The 16,882-nt window shown below is 52.8% G+C and carries 15 protein-coding genes and 1 tRNA gene; 8 read left to right on the top strand and 8 right to left on the bottom strand.

What is annotated here, in order from left to right; genetic code table 11:
* Positions 1-16: 16 nt before the first annotated feature.
* The 3 genes from QWU00_RS15210 to QWU00_RS15220 form a co-directional block, all read right to left on the bottom strand.
* Positions 17-1,360 carry an ATP-binding protein gene (locus tag QWU00_RS15210; protein WP_035377235.1) on the bottom strand — a complete coding sequence of 448 codons (1,344 nt, stop codon included), beginning with the start codon at positions 1,358-1,360 and terminating at the stop codon, positions 17-19.
* Positions 1,357-2,139, bottom strand: coding sequence for a response regulator transcription factor (locus QWU00_RS15215; protein WP_052051114.1), 783 nt, complete (start codon positions 2,137-2,139; stop codon positions 1,357-1,359). Before QWU00_RS15215 ends, QWU00_RS15210 begins: the two co-directional genes overlap by 4 nt.
* A 370-nt stretch (positions 2,140-2,509) precedes the next feature.
* Positions 2,510-2,583: transfer RNA gene (locus QWU00_RS15220), tRNA-Gln, on the bottom strand.
* A gap of 196 nt (positions 2,584-2,779) precedes the next feature.
* Here QWU00_RS15220 and QWU00_RS15225 point away from each other — a divergent pair.
* The 4 genes from QWU00_RS15225 (at position 2,780) to tmpT (ending at position 6,945) form a co-directional block, all read left to right on the top strand.
* Positions 2,780-3,907: a Ppx/GppA phosphatase family protein gene (locus QWU00_RS15225; RefSeq protein ID WP_035377233.1), complete on the top strand. Its 1,128-nt coding sequence runs from the start codon at positions 2,780-2,782 to the stop codon at positions 3,905-3,907.
* Positions 3,904-4,701, top strand: coding sequence for an RlmE family RNA methyltransferase (locus tag QWU00_RS15230; protein ID WP_035377231.1), 798 nt, complete (start codon positions 3,904-3,906; stop codon positions 4,699-4,701). The genes QWU00_RS15225 and QWU00_RS15230 overlap by 4 nt, the downstream gene beginning before the upstream one ends.
* Positions 4,702-5,160: 459 nt before the next feature.
* Positions 5,161-6,177: an aldo/keto reductase gene (locus QWU00_RS15235; protein WP_035377229.1), complete on the top strand. Its 1,017-nt coding sequence runs from the start codon at positions 5,161-5,163 to the stop codon at positions 6,175-6,177.
* 123 nt (positions 6,178-6,300) lie between these two features.
* Complete coding sequence (tmpT, locus tag QWU00_RS15240; protein WP_035377227.1) at positions 6,301-6,945, top strand: thiopurine S-methyltransferase; 645 nt, start codon at positions 6,301-6,303, stop codon at positions 6,943-6,945.
* 64 nt (positions 6,946-7,009) lie between these two features.
* Here tmpT and QWU00_RS15245 read toward each other — a convergent pair whose 3' ends face one another.
* The 3 genes from QWU00_RS15245 to QWU00_RS15255 form a co-directional block, all read right to left on the bottom strand.
* Positions 7,010-7,951, bottom strand: a complete 942-nt coding sequence (locus tag QWU00_RS15245; protein ID WP_035377226.1) for a nucleoside hydrolase — start codon at positions 7,949-7,951, stop codon at positions 7,010-7,012.
* 35 nt (positions 7,952-7,986) lie between these two features.
* The gene (locus QWU00_RS15250) at positions 7,987-9,222 is read right to left on the bottom strand and encodes a NupC/NupG family nucleoside CNT transporter (protein ID WP_035377224.1); all 1,236 of its coding nucleotides are present in this window, start codon (positions 9,220-9,222) and stop codon (positions 7,987-7,989) included.
* Positions 9,223-9,331: 109 nt separating this feature from the next.
* The gene (locus tag QWU00_RS15255; RefSeq protein ID WP_052051110.1) at positions 9,332-10,117 is read right to left on the bottom strand and encodes a ribonuclease T2 family protein; all 786 of its coding nucleotides are present in this window, start codon (positions 10,115-10,117) and stop codon (positions 9,332-9,334) included.
* Positions 10,118-10,312: 195 nt separating this feature from the next.
* Between QWU00_RS15255 and QWU00_RS15260 the strand changes: the two genes are divergently transcribed.
* The 4 genes from QWU00_RS15260 (at position 10,313) to QWU00_RS15275 (ending at position 13,836) form a co-directional block, all read left to right on the top strand.
* Positions 10,313-10,945: a nucleoside 2-deoxyribosyltransferase gene (locus QWU00_RS15260; RefSeq protein ID WP_035377270.1), complete on the top strand. Its 633-nt coding sequence runs from the start codon at positions 10,313-10,315 to the stop codon at positions 10,943-10,945.
* A gap of 4 nt (positions 10,946-10,949) precedes the next feature.
* The gene (cdd, locus tag QWU00_RS15265; protein WP_035377268.1) at positions 10,950-11,372 is read left to right on the top strand and encodes a cytidine deaminase; all 423 of its coding nucleotides are present in this window, start codon (positions 10,950-10,952) and stop codon (positions 11,370-11,372) included.
* Positions 11,369-12,487 carry a nucleoside hydrolase gene (locus QWU00_RS15270; protein ID WP_035377222.1) on the top strand — a complete coding sequence of 373 codons (1,119 nt, stop codon included), beginning with the start codon at positions 11,369-11,371 and terminating at the stop codon, positions 12,485-12,487. Before cdd ends, QWU00_RS15270 begins: the two co-directional genes overlap by 4 nt.
* A 104-nt stretch (positions 12,488-12,591) precedes the next feature.
* On the top strand, positions 12,592-13,836 hold the full coding sequence (locus tag QWU00_RS15275; RefSeq protein WP_035377266.1) for a cytochrome-c peroxidase: 1,245 nt from the start codon (positions 12,592-12,594) through the stop codon (positions 13,834-13,836).
* Positions 13,837-13,862: 26 nt separating this feature from the next.
* On the opposite strand, the gene acpA is transcribed toward QWU00_RS15275, so the two are convergent.
* Both acpA and rbsK read right to left on the bottom strand, forming a co-directional pair.
* A complete protein-coding gene (gene acpA / locus QWU00_RS15280) occupies positions 13,863-15,392 on the bottom strand; it encodes an acid phosphatase (protein WP_150395553.1) in 1,530 nt (509 codons plus the stop codon).
* Between the two features lie 181 nt (positions 15,393-15,573).
* Positions 15,574-16,515, bottom strand: a complete 942-nt coding sequence (gene rbsK, locus QWU00_RS15285) for a ribokinase (protein WP_035377218.1) — start codon at positions 16,513-16,515, stop codon at positions 15,574-15,576.
* Between the last annotated feature and the right edge of the window lie 367 nt (positions 16,516-16,882).

Raw genomic sequence — 16,882 nt, forward strand, 5'->3', positions numbered from 1 at the left:
GCAGAAAAGGAATGCCTCAGCATTTGTCTTGATTAAGGGGAAGGACAATACGCGCCTGTAGGCCCGTGGGCTGGATATTGCTTAATGATAAATGTCCATGATGGCGTGCGATAATGGCCTCTGCAATGGAGAGGCCAAGACCCAGTCCACCATCTGACGCACGGGCAGGGTCCAGCCTGTAAAAGGGCAGGAGGGCGGAGGGTTGCAACGTGTCGGGAATGCCTGGGCCGTTGTCTCGCACATCAATGAAGGCATGATTTTTTTCTTTATGCAGTAGCACGTCAACCTGCGTGCCGTATTTCAAGCCGTTTTCAATAAGATTACTTACAGCGCGTTCCAGCGCCGTTGTCTGGCAGAGGCAGCTCAGATGAGAAGGGCCAGTGTAAGTCACATGATGACCGACTGCACTGAATTCCAGGCAGAGGCTTTCCACCAGAGAGCTTAGATCTGCATTTTCCGCACGTTCAGATTCCGTCTGTTCTTTCAGAAAATATAATGCTCCATTCAGCATTTTTTTCATGAGTGTCAGGTCATGGTGCATGGCCTCCGCGGAGGCTTCTTCCCCTCCCAGTTCCAGGCGCATGAAAAGACGAGTGAGCGGAGTGCGCAGATCATGCCCTATGGCCATGAGCATGCGGGTCCGTTCTTCTACAGAAGCAGCAATACGCGCTTGCATCCGGTTAAAGGCATGCGTCAGGCGGCGGACTTCGGTTGGGCCTTGAACCGGGATGGGAGCGGGGGCGATATCGTACCCAAACGCGTTTGCGCTGGCGGCAATATTCCGCAGGGGACGGCTAATATGCCAGATGCTCCAGAAGGTAAGGGGCAGAATGATAGCGAGCAGCAGGAGTAAGGAAATGGCAAGCGGCATGGTCAGCCGCATGATGTGATGAAAATGAAGGGGCGGATGATCATAAGCCCGAATGCTGATGTTGTCTTGAGGAAGGAAAATATAAGTAAAAGGACTCTGCTTATTACCGGGAGCGCAGCTTTTGGTCTCAACATCACTTTTATACAGATTGAGGCGCAGGATGAGGATCCGTTCCAGCGCATCTGTCATCGGGTTGGGATGAAAATCTTGGCAGGAGAAGGGTTGGCCAATAACGAACGTGACATCCGTGTTCGATATACTTTCCGCTATCTTGGCTCTGGCCTCAGGCGGGGCAGCTTTTAAGGCTTGAATCCCCGTTTCTATGGCCAGAGCGTTTGCCCATGGATTGTGCGGGAGGGGCGGGAGTTTTGGCCGGAACTGGAAGAGCAGAAACGAGGTTATGCTCAGCGTGACAACCATGCTGAGGGACACCAGCATGACCATCTGGCCATAAATGGTACGCGGATAAAGCGTCAGCCGTCCTTTCATGATCTGAGGGTGTCGGGATCAAAAATATATCCATCGCCGCGGATTGTGCGAATGAGTTCAAGTTGGCGCCCTTGACGGGACAATTTGCGGCGAAGTCGGCTTATCAGAAGGTCTATGGCGCGGGAGTCCACGTTTTTTTCCTCTCCATGCATGCGAGCGAGGAGTTCTTCCCGAGGGAAGACGCGCTGTGCGTTCTGGCAGAAGATAAGCAGAAGATCGGTTTCTGAGCCGGTCAGGGCAATGCGAATTCCTGTTTGGCCGTAGAGGGCCCGTTTAGTGGGCTCAAACAGCCAGTTATCAAAGCGATACTGGAGTGTCTGATCTGCCAGAGGGAGCGGTAGGGGGGATGTCGTGCGCCGCAGAACTGCGCGTATGCGCGCCGCAAGTTCTTCCAGATCAAAGGGTTTGGAAATGTAATCATCAGCACCCAGATCAAGGCCGGAAATACGGTCTCGTAAATCATTGAGGGCGCTGAGCATGATGATGCGGGTATCTGAGAACTGCCGGAGGTGCCGGCAGATGGTCTGTCCATCTTCCTGAGGCAACATGAGATCCAGAAGCGTGAGATCCACGGGTGTTGTCTGTTGGGCAGCCATAACTTCCGGTAACGTGACGGCTGTAGAAACCTGATAGCCCAACCGCTTGAGGTAACGCTGCAGGAGGCCGCAGATTTCTGGATCATCCTCCACGATAAGGATGTGCGCAATATGTGATTCGGGCGAAGCGGGAGGCTCAACAGGCGGGACGGACGGTTGTGGTGGAGATGTGTGTAAAGACAAGGTGCTCTCCCTATCATCTGGCGCTGATGACTGGGGCTCAGGAATGGTCTGATGAAAACGCGCAGAAGACATCATTCCAAGGGGCTTCCGTGGGCTGACTGCCTCATTATGGTGCGTGAGGCGTTCAAGACACCAGATGTATTACAAGAGCCTGTCTGATAGCCGCAACTATGAGAGAGAAATGTCCCAGTGAGAAGGGGAAGGGGACTTTTGTGTCAGAGCTGAAAAAAACAGAAATACCAAAGAGAGGCAATGATGGAGGCTACGCCCTGAGTCGTAACGATGTTATTCTGCAACGTTAAGACTGTTTTGATATGCCAGAGGCCATAGTTGTAGCTATAACATAATATTTATTGTTTTATGGAGCGATTGGCTGGGAGACCTGGATTCGAACCAGGGCTGACCGGGTCAGAGCCGGTAGTTCTACCGCTAAACTATCTCCCAGCAAGGAGATTTCTGGAAACCGTTAGCGTCGGCTTCCGCGTCGGTGAGGCTCTCCTACCACTCGCAAATGGGCAGTGCAAGGGGGGATGCAAAAAGAATTCTGATTTTGATGCATATTTGTCTTGCTCCTTGGGCGTCGCTCCCCAAAAATAGAACTTAACAGAGTAACAACCTTTTAACTGATAGGACCGGACAGATGGATCACATCCCCCCCTGGGCCGGCCGCCCGGGCAGACCTGTCTTTGCTTCTTCTTATCCTCGGCATCATGAGGATGAACTTTTTGCGGCTCTTGATCTGGGAACCAACAATTGTCGCCTGATGGTGGCAGCCCAGACATCGGGTGGTTTCCGTGTGGTGGACAGCTACAGCCGTATGGTGAAGCTGGGTGAAGGATTGCATCACACAGGGCGGCTGGCCGACACTGCCATGGAACGAACGCTGGACGCGCTGCGCACGTGCGCGGACCGTGTCGGGCGGCGGCAACTCAAGGATATTCGGGCGGTTGCAACCGAAGCCTGCCGTCGGGCGGAGAACGGCTCGACTTTTCTGGATCGGGTGAAGGCTGAAACGGGGTTTGACATCCGCATCATTTCCGGGCGGGAAGAAGCCTGCCTTGCGGTGGAGAGCTGTGCCAATCTTATCCACAATCCGCGATTTGGCCCTCCCCGTAATCGTGCGCTCCTGTTTGATATTGGCGGCGGTTCAACTGAAATTGCATGGGTGAGGGTTGACCCTTTCCGGCAGGTGCAGGAACTGATTGGTTACCTGAGTCTGCCCATAGGCGTTATTACCCTCTCTGAGCAGTTTGGACCGGGTAGCAGCCATGATCCCGGCTGTTACAAGGAGATGGTGGCCTATATTCGGCAGTCCTTGCAGCATTTTGAGAGTGTGCACCGTATTGGGCCGGAAATCCGGCGGCGGCAGACGCGCTTTATCGGCACAAGCGGGACAGTAACCACACTGGCCAGCCTTGTGCTCAATCTGCCACGTTATGCGCGTGCTGCGGTTGATGGCTCTCTTCTGCCGTCTGCCAGTGCTCGTCGGGCTGTGCGTATGCTGCAAAGAATGGGCGTGCACGGCATTGAAAAACATCCGTGTATCGGGCCTGATCGGGCATCCTTCGTGCTGCCGGGGTGTGCCATTTTTGAGGCTATTCACGATACATGGCCCATTGAAGATATCATTGTGGCCGATCGTGGGTTAAGGGATGGCATGGTTCTGCGTATGATCCGGAAGGCTGGGCTGCCACCACGGCGTTACCAGCGTTCTCCCATGCTTGGCCCCATACCCTTTCAGCACTCTATCCAAGCGACAGGATCATGAGCGAGCATAAAACCGGTGCTGGCCGGAAGAACCAGCCTTTGCGCGTGCCTGGCCGTGCGCGCAAAAGCAGCACTACGCCAGGCGTTGGCATAAGTCAGGACGATTCAGATGCACCGCGTACCCTGCGCACAAAGGCTGTTTCTCTTCGTACAGCCCGTGGGCGGACAACAGCGCAACAGCGTTGGCTGGCGCGGCAATTGAATGATCCTTATGTGCAGGCGGCACATAAGCAGGGATGGCGTTCACGCGCAGCATTTAAACTGATTGAACTGGATGACCGCTTCCATCTGATCAAACCCGGCATGAGGGTTGTTGATCTGGGCGCGGCACCCGGTGGATGGACACAGGTGATTGTCAAACGCGGAGCGGAGCGGGTGGTTGGGGTGGATCTTCTGCCAGTTGATCCTGTGGCTGGGGCTGAGATCATTGAAGGGGATTTTACAGACCCTACCATGGCAGACCGCCTGACAACTCTTCTGGATGGTAAGGCCGATCTGGTGTTGTCTGATATGGCTCCCAACACCACGGGCCACGGGCCGACTGATCATATGCGGATTATCGGGCTTGCGCAGGAAGCCTTGTATTTCGCTTTTGAAATTCTGGCAGAAGGCGGCGGTTTTGTTGCCAAGGTTTTTCAGGGCGGTTCAGAGAAAGACATGCTTGATATACTCAAGCAGGCTTTTACTCAGGTGCGCCATGCTAAGCCGCCTGCCAGCCGTAAAGATTCAAGCGAACTGTATGTCGTTGCAACGGGCTTTAGACCGGAACGTCTGAAGGCTGCGCTGGAAAGATAGTTTATCAAAGTCAAAAGCTGATCTGCTTGGTCTTCGTTTTATGTGAGGATAAGCAGATCAACAGTATTAAGATTTATGCTAGAGAATTTTTGAATACATTTTAATATAAAGAACCGTATTGAAAAAGACGTTCGAATATAATTTTCCGTTGGAATTAATTTCTCTTTTTCGTTGCTAATAAATTCCCAGAGTATTCTGCGTTTTAATGCTGGGAAAGACATTTTATGGTGAACTGCTATGACCAAAACTTGAGCGTGCTCAAAAATAAATATATCTAACCAGATAGTGCGATTGGCGTTTGTTTTGAGATGTCAGGTTTGTCTAACCCTGTTCGCCGCATCTAAAATACGTGTGCCATTTTGCGTTTTCTGATGTGAGCATCATTTAAGTTTTAAGCAGAGGGTGAGGAGCCCGGAACGTCTTCAAAAAACAATAACTTCTGCAAAGGAAGAAAGAATTATGAAGCCTCATGAAAAACGTGCCTTTGGCCGTAGTGGTCTGGATGTGACGACCTTTGCTTTTGGGACGGCTCCTCTTGGCAATTTTGCCAGGGAAGTGGAGGAGGAAAATGCCCAGGCAATGATAGAGCGGGCATGGGATGCAGGAATAAGGTTTTATGATACGTCCCCCATGTATGGGCACGGGCTTGCGGAACTAAGGCTGGGGCAGGCGTTACGTTGGAAAAAACGGGATGATTTTGTGCTCTCTTCCAAAGTTGGGCGGCGTCTTTCAGCGGCAAAACGCTCGGAAATAGATTTTGCCCCTTGGAAGAACGCCGCCCCCAACAAGATGACGTTTGATTATAGCTACGATGGCGCCATGCGTTCTATTGAGGACTCTTTGCAGCGTCTGGCGCTGGAACGAATTGAGGTTGTTTTTATTCACGATATTGATCGTTTTACTCAGGGGGAGGCCCAGCCGGAAGTTTTTAAAACCGCAATGGAGGGAAGCTGGAAGGCTCTGGAGCGCTTACGCTCGGAAGGAGTGATCAAGGCAATTGGGGTTGGGGTGAATGAATGGGAAGTCTGTAACGAGGCCCTGAAACAAAGGGACTTTGACTGTTTTCTTCTGGCGGGACGCTACACATTGCTGGAGCAGGAGGCGCTGGAGGAATTTCTCCCCCGGTGTGAAGAACAGGGTGTTGCAGTGCTGGTAGGAGGAGGCTTCAATTCCGGTATTTTGGCAAAAGGTGCTGTAGCAGGCGCTAAATATAATTATGCGCCTGCTCCTAAACATATTCTGGAGCAGGTTATGAAAATTCAGGCTGTTTGCCAGAATCATGATGTTCCGCTTCCGGCGGCTGCTCTGCAATTTGTTGTCGCGCACCCGGCTATTCCGGCGTTCTGTGCCGGTACTAGCACCTTGGAGCAACTGGAACAAAATCTTGAATGGTTCAGCGTTCCTATTCCACCCGCTTTCTGGGCGGATTTGAAACAACAAGGGCTTCTGCGTGAAGATGCGCCCGTTCCTGTATAAGATATGCCGTCAGACAGCCATAAATCTGTTCTGCCATGTCATGCAGTTTCTCCCGTAGCTTTATGATATGGCAAGACGGTTGGTATCCTGAGGTACCAAACAGAACACGTTAAGGGGCAGACTGTGGACGCACTTTTCTGGCAGAAAAAATGGGAGCAGAACCAGATAGGGTTTCATGAGCCAAAACCTCATTCTTTTCTGGTTCGGCATTTTGCCTCTCTCGGGTTGACGGAGGGGGCGTGCGTTTTTGTCCCTTTATGTGGGAAAAGCCTGGATATTCATTGGTTGCTTGAGCAGGGCTTTGCCGTGGTGGGCGTTGAGTTGAGCCGCATTGCTGTGGAAAGCCTGTTTCAGGACTTAGGCTATGCTCCCTGTATGACAGAACAGAACGAAGCCCTGTTGTTTGAGGCGGGCAACCTCAAAGTATATGTTGGAAATATTTTTGGCCTCACAGAAAAGGCGCTGGGGAACATCAGTGCTGTGTATGATCGGGCTGCGTTGATCGCTTTGCCTGAGGCAATGCGGCATGCTTATGCAGACCATGTTATTTCTATCACGCAAAATGCACCGCAACTGCTGATTACTCTGGAGTATGAGCAGGCGTTGCGGAAAGGGCCTCCTTTCTCCGTGGATGCGGAGGAAGTGAGGCAGCTTTACGGCGCATTTTATACGTTTGAGATTTTGGACCGGGAAGTAATTGAAGGGGGCCTGAAGGGTGTTTGCCCTGCTGAGGAGCTTGTCTGGCATCTCACACCCCTTTCAAAATAACCTAGAAAGGGGCGAAGAAAAGCGGAGGATGAAGCCATTCCGCTTTCTCAAGAGGCACGTGGCTTTAAGGAAGGCGGGAGAGACTTTCCAGTATCAAGGTCCATAAGCCGTTATCATCCACCGAGCGGAGGAAGGTCGCGTTAGGAGGGCGGCCAGTAACCTGCCACCAGTCCACAACGGTTGCGCCAAGGGTAAGTGGGCTTGAGACTTCCACCTCAACATTGATTGTTTTGCCTGCAAAAAGGTGGGGGCAGAGGACATACCCGATGGTGCAGGGGTCATGCAGCGGGGCACCGGGCCAGCCATATTTGTTCAGATCAAACCGGGCGGAGAAAGTCAGCATGGCATGAGCCGCTTTGGCACAGTGGCCAGGGAGTTTCGCTAATGCTTCCAGCCGATCTGGGGTGATCAGAAAACGATGGGTGATGTCTAGCGGCACAAGGGTGACGGGCAGGCCGCTATTTAGAACAATGGCCATGGCATCCGGGTCTGCAAAGGCATTGAACTCAGCCGCCGGCGTGATGTTTCCGGTCTCTGACCATGCGCCGCCCATGGCTACAACCTGCTTTAGGCGCGCCACTGTTTCAGGTGCCTGCACAAGGGCTGCGGCCAGATTGGTCATGGGGCCAATGGTAACCAGTGTAATGGTGTGGGCCGGATGCGCGGCGAGTGTTTCCAGAAGGAATGTCACCCCGTGCTGTTGTTCGGGTGTATGGAGTGGAGTGGGAAGGTCGGGGCCATCCATGCCGGTCTGGCCGTGCACGTGTTGGGCGGTAATCGGGGGGCGACGGATAGGGCGCGGGCACCCTTTGTAAACCTTGATATCCTGCCGTTTTGCAAGTTCCAGAATTTTGCAGGCGTTCTCGGCTGTCTGCTCTACAGACACGTTTCCAGCGGCTGCAATAATGCCTAGCAGGTCAATGTGAGGGGATGCCAGCGCCAGCATGATGGCAATGGCGTCATCCTGTCCGGGGTCTGTATCAATAATAAGTTTCTGCCGGTCCAAAACTGTCTCCGTATCTGGTGCTGATATGTAGGGTTTTACAGGAGAATAACGCCCGCAATAGCGGCGCTCATGAAATTGGACAACATGCCAGCCAGTACGGCGCGGGCACTGATACGCGCCAGTTCCGCACGCCTTTCCGGACACTGGCTGCCAAAAGCAGCCACAAGAATGCCTATGGAACTGAGATTGGCAAAGCCGCAAAGGGCAAAGGCCGCAATGGCCCCGCTACGTGCGGAAAGAGCGCCATTCTGGAGAGACGGGCCGAGGTGCAGATAGGCCACGAATTCATTGATAACCAGCTTGAGGCCGAGCACGGAGCCGACAATGCTGCACTCGCCTGCCGGAACACCCAGCAGCCAGGCAATGGGAGAAAACAGCAGTCCGAACAGATATTCCAGAGAAAGAAAAGGCATGTGAACAAGCTGCCCTAATGCCTGAAAACCACTGTTGATCAGGGCAATCAGCCCGATGAAGGCAACCAATGTAGCCGCTACGGCCACGGCTGTTTTGGTCCCTTTTAGCGCTCCTTCAGTAATGGTTTCAAAGATGGCCTGATTGTAGGAGGAGCGCCCGGCGGCAAGAGTATCAACAGGGCTGCCAGCAGGGCGGGGGGCCAAAATTTTTGCGAACATCATGCCGCCGGGAATGGCCATGAAGGAGGCGGCAACCAGATAATGTGCGGGCACGCCGAGCCCTATATACCCCACCAACGTAGCCCCGGAAACGGAGGCGGCTCCGCTGCACAGTACACTGAAGAGTTCGGTTGGGGCCATGGTACGCAGATAAGGACCCAGAGCTACAGGCAGTTCACTTTGGCCAATAAAGATTGTGATAACAGCTCCGAAAGATTCCACGGGCGAGGTGCCAAGGGCCTTTTGCAGCATTTTCCCTGTTGTACGTGCAAAGAACTGCATGGCCCCCACATGAAACAGGATGGCAATAAGGGCGCTGACATACACAAGCGAGGGCAGAACCCTGAAGGCGAACACAAAGCCGTCATTCGGGAACACTGTGCCCATTTTGTCACTGGCGAGGGCGCCAAAGAGAAAACGTGCCCCTTCATCCCCACAGGAAAGGATGCTGGTGACAACGCGGGAGAGAGACCACAAGATCTGCTGCCCCACAGGCACCCGTAAGACCAGCAGGCCAATGGCCACCTGTGCTACAAGGCAGCTCAGAACCGTGCGGAGACTGATATTTTTACGCTCTGTTGAAAAAAAGACGGCAATGCCAAGAAGCAGAAGAATACCAAGACATCCACGACTATGCATTGAATGGTCCTTATATCAACAAATGTGGTCACACACATCCTGACCAGATGGCTACAGACAGAGTAGACTGTTTTGAGTGAAGGCTATCGCTGGTTACAGAGTGGCTCTGTCAGCGGTTCCATTGAGGGACGAGGAAAGAGGCTGGGCAGTTGTCCTGCACTTGGGGGCTGCTCATGAACGCATCTGCTTTAGGGAAGCGGGAAAGAGCGTCGGGTTTAAGTGTGAACCAGATCTGGGCTAGAACGGATTGCCCTTGGGGGGGGGTGTTGCATTGAAACTGCACGCCCCGATCCGGCAGTGGTCCTGTGTCAGCTTCAATTTCTCTGGTCAGATCAGCTTTTGCAATAACTGTTCCGGGTTCGGATGTCAGATGCTGAGCGGAGGGAAGGGCCGCAAATCGATCCCGGAGTTGGGTGGCCACCGAGAAAAACTGTTCTTCCTGCATACCGAAGCAATGTACATGTTTGGCGTATTCGTGTGCAACAAGATCAGAGTGTGTATGGGCAACCACGTCTGACAAGCGATGAGAGAGCGTTGGAGAGAAGCGGGGTACTGGTGACGATGCATCGCCTTCATACAGGCTGCATCCTTTTCGCCACCATGTGGTTACTGGAACCTGTGCCTTTATCAGGTCAGAAGGGCGAGAGGCCCAAAGCCCATGAAGGCCGATAAGGGGGGTCTTGGGTTGATCTGCCTGACAGGAGTTTCCTTCTGGTCCGGTGCAGAAGCCGGGTTGCCATGTAAGGGCAAGGGTATAGTGCCCAAAATCCCCATGGAGAGGTGCCGTAAGGGAGATGCTGGCCGGTACAGGGGGAGCAGAAGCATGATGGGCGCAACCAGACAACAGGACCGAGGCGGCCATCATGCCTGAAAAAAGAAACTGAATTGCCCGCATGCCCTGTTTGTTCCTCGCTCTGACGGCTTAAAGAAAAGGTTCCACCCTACTGCAGGGCAAGATATCGTTCTTGCTTACATCTTGTGTGGTGTCTATGGGGTTCTATAACGAATTCGTATTGTTCATAACAGAGTTCACCACACGATACGGCGTCTGGAATGAGTAGACTACGCCGTATGAAACATGGAAGACCTTATGACCGAGAGTGCGGCTTACCCCAAGGTTTACCTTGGTGGAGACCTTGTTTTCAGAAAAGACGCCCAGCAGCTTTTCCGGGCCTTTAAGGAAGCCTGTCTGGCAGTACGCCTGCACGGGGTATCGCCTTTTGATGGGCAGGATGAGGTAGAAGCTCTGCCGCCGGGAAAGGAAACGAGCCTGCTGATTGCGCGGCTGGATCGTGGCCTGATGGATGAATGTGCCGCAGCATTGTTCTGCATTGATCCTTTTCGGCGGGCTGCGGATATGGACCCCGGTACGGCAGTGGAAATTGGCTATATGGCCGCCCAGAACAAGCCGATGGCAGGCTACACGGTGGATGGTCGTACTTACCATGAGAAGGTGCAGAGTTATTTTGAACAGGCATGGCATACGCCTCTGACGGAAGAGAAACCCCCAAATGGTAGCCGGGTCCGCTGGCTGGATGCAGACGCCATGATCGTGCATTCAGAAGGATTGTTGCAGAATGCCATGGTGGAGGGGTTTATCCGGCAGGCTGGCGGAGATATTGCCGTTGCGGATGATATCCTGAGTGCGTTTCGTGCTGCGGCCAAGGATCTGGCTGGCCTGATTTATGGGAAAACTGCTGTGGAAGGTTCCTCCCATGGATGAAAGCATGACGGCTACATTGACGCAGCGCGCCCTTGCTGCACGTAGCAATGCCTATGCGCCATACTCTCGTTTTCATGTAGGCGCCGCTTTGATTACGGAAGATGGACAGGTGTTTTCCGGCTGCAATGTGGAGAATGCCGCGTATCCGGAAGGAGTGTGTGCGGAAGCTGGTGCTATTTCTGCTATGGTCGCTGCGGGCGGGGATCGCAAGATTGCAACCATCATGGTGGCAGGCAAAGGACCAGCGCCTTGCCTGCCCTGTGGAGGGTGCCGCCAGAAAATTCGGGAGTTTGCAACACCCCGGACATGTGTTCTGGTAGTGGATGAAGACGGCGCGCTATTATTCAAGGATAATCTGCACGCGCTTTTGCCATCGTCTTTTGGCCCGGAAAATCTTGAAACTGCCCCAGAAGGAAAGCAGGCGTGATAAAAAAGAGTGGTTTTGCCCGTTTTGCGCGGCGCTGCGTTCTGGCCGTAGGGCTATTGGGCGCATCTGTTCCGGTAGTGGCGCATGCCGAAGCAGGCCGGATGGTCATTTTTGACGATGACGGATTTGCACTGGCCCAGTGGATGGTGCTGAAGGCCCCGCATGTAAAAGTTCTGGGTTTTGGTACTGTCAGCGGAGATTTCTGGCAGAAAGAGGCGACAGCTTACGCATTGCGGGGGCTGGAAATTGCGGGCCGTACAGATGTGCCGGTTGTGCAGGGTGCCACCTATCCGCTCATGAATTCTGAAAAGCTGACTGACCGGTGGGAAGCCCTGTACGGCAAGCTGGTGTGGAAAGGCGCGTGGATGAAGAAATGGGTGGAGAAAACCACTCAGGCCCTTCCGCCATACCATCCGGCCGATGTGGTGCCGGATCTGCCGTGGGGGAACCCCAAGACCAAGCCTTCGGCTGAAAATGCGGCCATGTTCATGATCCGCATGGTGCATCAATATCCAGGCCAGATCAGTATTATTGAATGTGGCCCCATGACCAACCTAGCTCTGGCACAGAAGCTGGACCCGGAATTTGCCAGCCTTGCCAAGGAACTGGTGTACATGGGGGGGAGCCTGAACCCGCGCCAAAAGTTGACGAGTGCAGCCTCTGCCCAGTTTGCACGGGAGTTCGGCAATTCTCCTCGTCGGGAATTCAACATCCGGTTTGATCCTGAAGCTGCCTCCATTACGATGCACGCCCCATGGAAGCGGATTGTCATGGTGCCGGTGGACCCTTCTACCGAGACAGAAATGTCCGCGGAATTTGTGAAGGATATTGCCTCGGCGGACACGCCCATTGCCCGGATTGTAAAGCGTGGGGCCAACAACTTTCCCTTGTGGGATGAAATTGCTGCGGCGGTCTGGCTGGACCCCACTCTCATCCGTTCCAGCACAGACCTGTATGTGGACGTGAACACCATGTTCAGCGCGCAATACGGAGACATTCTGTCCTGGACAGAGGGATATCAGCCTGATGTTGGCGAACAGAAGGAAAAAGTGGTGCTCACTGTGGATGTGCCCCGCATGAAGGCTCTGATCAAGGATCTGATTTCTAAACCCTGAAGAGAGGGTTTTCACGGTAAGGGGAAGGCCTTGGGCTTGGCGGGCGGGCGTTACTCTCAAGTAAGGAGATTTTTTCCTGATGGAGTGCTATTCTTTCTGGCGTGATGAACCGTTTCTTCCTTTCCTGTCAGGCGTGTCTTGTTGTCTGTCTATTGATATGGCCTCCTTCTTCCACACAGGCTGAAGAAGGAGCAAGTCGTAGCGAAGTCTATAAAAACGTCGCCCGATTGGCCGCCGTCGGGGACAAACTGTTTCACGATCCGCGCCTGTCAGCTTCCGGTGTGTTATCCTGCGCAAGTTGCCATAGCGAGAAAGCCGCTTTTGCGCCGGATAATGCGCTTTCTGTGCAGTATGGCGGGGTGGATATGGCACAGCGAGGGCACCGGGCCGTGCCCTCTCTGAAATATTTGCAAAATGTTCCGCAATTTACAGAGCATTTTTTTGATTCTGAAGATGAAGCGGACGAAAGCATTGATAACGGTCCAACTGGTGGCCTGACATGGGATGGTCGTGCCAATACGCAGGCTGAACAGGCGGTTATTCCGTTACTGGCTTTTTTTGAAATGGGGCAGCAGGCACCGCAGGATGTTGTCCGCCGAGCTCTCAGCGCGGGCTATGGTGAGGCATTGAAAGCGCTCGGGCCTTATCTGCAAACAACAGATCTGTTTCAAGTCATTACCAAAGCGCTTGAAGCCTATCAGCAGGATTGGCGGCGGTTTTACCCTTATTCCAGTAAATATGATGCCTATCTGGCGGGCAAAACCGTGCTGACGCCACGGGAGCACAAAGGGCTGGAATTGTTTGAAGACCCTGAAAAGGGAAACTGCGCTTCCTGCCATAAAAGCCAGCCGGGCAACGATGGGACACCGCCGCAATTTACGGATTACGGTATGATTGCCGTTGGTGTGCCACGAAACAGGGCGTTACCATTCAACCAGAACCCAAAAGTGTTTGATCTTGGTCTTTGCGGGCCTGACCGCACGGATCTGAAACAGTATGCTGAATATTGTGGACTGTTCCGCACGCCCTCTTTACGGAATGTGGCAACACGGCAGACGTTTTTCCATAACGGATTTTATCATTCCCTACGGGATGCCGTAGCTTTTTATGTGTTGAGAGACACTCACCCCGAACGCATTTATCCGGTCGGGAAAGATGGAAGAATCCTGAAATATGATGATCTTCCAAAGCAGTATCAGGAGAACATCAATATGGACCCTCCATTTGGGCCGCAACCAGGTAACCGGCCTGTCCTGTCAGATGATGAGATTGACGCCATTGTCGCGTTTCTCAAAACGCTGACTGACGGATATTCTGATACCCAGAAAAGGTCTGATGCCACGCCGTAGACATGGCACCAGAGAGAGAAAGAAGTCTAATGGGTCTGATTGGGCAGCAATAGAGCTCCTGTCAGATCACCCAGCGGTTTACCTGTGCTGGCCTGAATGGACTTGTCTCGATTGAGAAGGCCATCCAGCGGGCGGAGATTATAACGCTCGGTCAGAAACTTAATGATGGACGTGGTGTCCTGAACAGTTTTGTCCACGTAATGCTGGCGGGAAAACGGGGAGATGATAATAGCGGGAATGCGGGAGCCTGGGCCCCAGCGATCCCCTTTGGGAGGGGCGACGTGATCCCAGAGACCACCGTTTTCATCATACGTCACAATTACCAGCATATGGGGCCACTGGGGGCTTTTTTCCAAATGGCTGACAAGATCTGCGATATGGCTGTCGCCGGATTCAATGTCCGCATAGCCTGAATGCTCGTTCAGATTGCCCTGCGGTTTATAGAATGAGACCTGCGGCAGTTTGCCGCTATCAATAATTTCTTTGAAGCGGATGCCGTTCAGGCCGCCATCCTGAATATGCTGAGCACGGGCAGCGGTGCCCGGGGCATAGTTTGCGTAATAGTTGTAGGGCTGATGATGGTATTGGAAATCAGGCATCGGGTAGGCGTTACCGTGATCCTGTACATGCTGCCATGCTCCGGAAAACCATGCCCAGCTAATGTTTTTTTCACTTAGCCTGTCACCAATGGTCGGTGTGGTCTGGGGGGGGAGTGTGGTGGGGCGTGCGGGGTCGGCAAAGCGTGGGTCTTGGCCTTCTGCGGGCTTGTTGCCACTTGGTTGATAGGGCGGCTGCATGGTGTTGACCGCATGGAAGTCCGGCGTGAGGTTTCCATCACGCACAAATTTTGGAACACCATCCAAAGCGGAATGGGGGGAGTTGGGGGCGATAAGCAGTGCTGTGCCCGTTTTGTCTGCCACTACAATGGAGGGGTGAGCAAGGCTTGTATCTGCTGCAGGGTAATAAGGGGCGCAGGCACAGGCCAGCCATTGATGATTGAGGAAGGAACTGCCAAAGGCTCCCATAAAAAAATGGTCTGCCATTGTGTATTTTTCGGCAATTTTCCACATTTTCATGTGGCTGCCGTTCCAGTAGCCCATTGGCATGGCTCCTGTATCCGCCCACGCTACAAACATGTCGTTCTTGCCGTGATTGATCTGCATCTGGTTCTGATAAAACCGATGCCATAGGTCATGCGTAAGTGTATTGAGGGGCACGTTGAAGCCCTTTGGGTCATCTACAGCAAACGGTTTGTTGGGAAGATGTTCCGTCATGGCTTGCGTGATCGGATTGGGAATACCCCGTCCTGTCAGTCCGCCCCAGACAGGGGGAAGTTCTTTCAGAACACTTCCGTCCCGGTCTTTTTGCTGAAAAGTTTCAGGAGGAAGATTGGCGGATGTATCCGCGCCTGGAAAGCCTCTGTAAAGATTATCAAAAGACCGGTTTTCCGCAAAAATCACCACAACGGTCTGAATGGCGGAGAGATCCGGTTTTTGGGGCGCTGTTTGTGCCTGCACGGGCAGAGCGACATACGCTGAAAAGCTGATCCCAGCCATCAAGAGAAAAGAGGCCGTTTTACGGGGGCGATAGGTACAAAAGCGGGATGAAAAGGAAAAACGCATGCCTATCTCTTGCTGTAGGGAGTGACGGATATACATTCTTTCATATCTGTCGGAAGAGTTCAATTTCCAACCAAAACGATCCTGTTCCGGCAGGTGAGAGCCAAAGCATGGATGTTTACGCCAGAAGCGCCTGCACTTCATTCCGTGTGGGAGCCGCATCTGCCGCACCTTTACGGGTGGTTGCCAGCGCTCCGCATGCGGAAGCAAAACGGACAGCCTCCGGAAGAGGCTTACCCTCACTGAGTGCGACAGCGAGACCTGCATTGAAGCAGTCTCCCGCCGCAACAGTATCAATGGGAACCACTTTAAAGGGGCTGATGAACCCGCCTTCAATGCCATCATGCCAATACGTTCCGCGTCCTCCCATTTTGATCACCACGGCCTGGGTTCCTTTATGCAGGAGGATTTGCGCAGCCTGTGCTGCCTGTTCAGCGGTTTCTGGCTGGATGCCGGTCAGGAGAAAGGTTTCTGTTTCGTTAGGGGTCAGAACATCAATGTTCTGCCACAAAAGCGCGGGAAGTGCCTCAGTCGGTACCGGTGCGGGATCAAGAATGACTACCCCTCCTGCTTCTCTGGTGCGTGCGGCTGCGGCAGCAACGCTTGCAAGGGGACATTCAAGTTGAAGAAGCAGGACGCGAGCCCGGTCTAGCCAGGGGGAATTTTGTTCAAGATCAGCCGTCCCCACGGCCATATTTGCGGCGCCGACAACTGTAATGCAATTTTCACCATCTTGATCGACAGAAATCAGCGCTATGCCGGTGGGGTGTTCCGGATCACTATAAAGAGGTGCTGTTTCAACCCCAAAAGACAGTAGAGCGTCCCGTGCGAACGCGCCAAAATGATCTGTCCCTATCCGTCCGGCCAGCGCAACCTGAGCGGGCGTTTGGCGGCACAGGCGAGCCGCCGCCGCCGCCTGATTGGCTCCTTTGCCCCCCAGACCAATCGTATAATTGGACGCATGCAGTGTTTCTCCGGCCTTGGGTAAAGCTTTCACACGCACCGTCAGATCAATATTAACACTGCCAAAGGATAAAATGAGAGGGGTGGTGTCAGACATACAAAGCAGGTTCCGTAAAAATGAAAGCAGAATAGCAGATTCTGCTGAAAGAAAGAGAGAAAGAAATCCTTATAGATCAGGGTCGATTCATATAGAAGGCTGATGAGTTTTAAGGCCGAGAGACTGCGCATTATCAAAGTGAAATTAAAATTTAAGAATGATACCCTCTTTTTGAGGACGTAAGTGAAGACATATTAATAAAAATTTTACGATACAATAACTCACGCAGGCAAATGATTGCTCTAAAGTTTTCAACGCTATAGTCGTATAGACCAATAAAGAGTGCCAAAATGGAAAGAAAATTCTTTAATAAAATTATTATCTAAGAAAATATCATGTATTTTATGCAGAAAAAGTAAATTTAATT

The sequence above is a fragment of the Acetobacter tropicalis genome (assembly GCF_030644465.1).
Lineage (GTDB): Bacteria > Pseudomonadota > Alphaproteobacteria > Acetobacterales > Acetobacteraceae > Acetobacter > Acetobacter tropicalis.

Coding starts and splice junctions, on each gene's coding strand:
- QWU00_RS15225 (WP_035377233.1), top strand. CDS start 2,780: ATGGATCACATCCCCCCCTGGGCCGGCCGCCCGGGCAGACCTGTCTTT.
- QWU00_RS15275 (WP_035377266.1), top strand. CDS start 12,592: ATGAACCGTTTCTTCCTTTCCTGTCAGGCGTGTCTTGTTGTCTGTCTA.
- QWU00_RS15230 (WP_035377231.1), top strand. CDS start 3,904: ATGAGCGAGCATAAAACCGGTGCTGGCCGGAAGAACCAGCCTTTGCGC.
- QWU00_RS15235 (WP_035377229.1), top strand. CDS start 5,161: ATGAAGCCTCATGAAAAACGTGCCTTTGGCCGTAGTGGTCTGGATGTG.
- QWU00_RS15255 (WP_052051110.1), bottom strand. CDS start 10,117: ATGCGGGCAATTCAGTTTCTTTTTTCAGGCATGATGGCCGCCTCGGTC.
- acpA (WP_150395553.1), bottom strand. CDS start 15,392: ATGGCTGGGATCAGCTTTTCAGCGTATGTCGCTCTGCCCGTGCAGGCA.
- cdd (WP_035377268.1), top strand. CDS start 10,950: ATGACGGCTACATTGACGCAGCGCGCCCTTGCTGCACGTAGCAATGCC.
- QWU00_RS15260 (WP_035377270.1), top strand. CDS start 10,313: ATGACCGAGAGTGCGGCTTACCCCAAGGTTTACCTTGGTGGAGACCTT.
- QWU00_RS15210 (WP_035377235.1), bottom strand. CDS start 1,360: ATGAAAGGACGGCTGACGCTTTATCCGCGTACCATTTATGGCCAGATG.
- rbsK (WP_035377218.1), bottom strand. CDS start 16,515: ATGTCTGACACCACCCCTCTCATTTTATCCTTTGGCAGTGTTAATATT.
- QWU00_RS15250 (WP_035377224.1), bottom strand. CDS start 9,222: ATGCATAGTCGTGGATGTCTTGGTATTCTTCTGCTTCTTGGCATTGCC.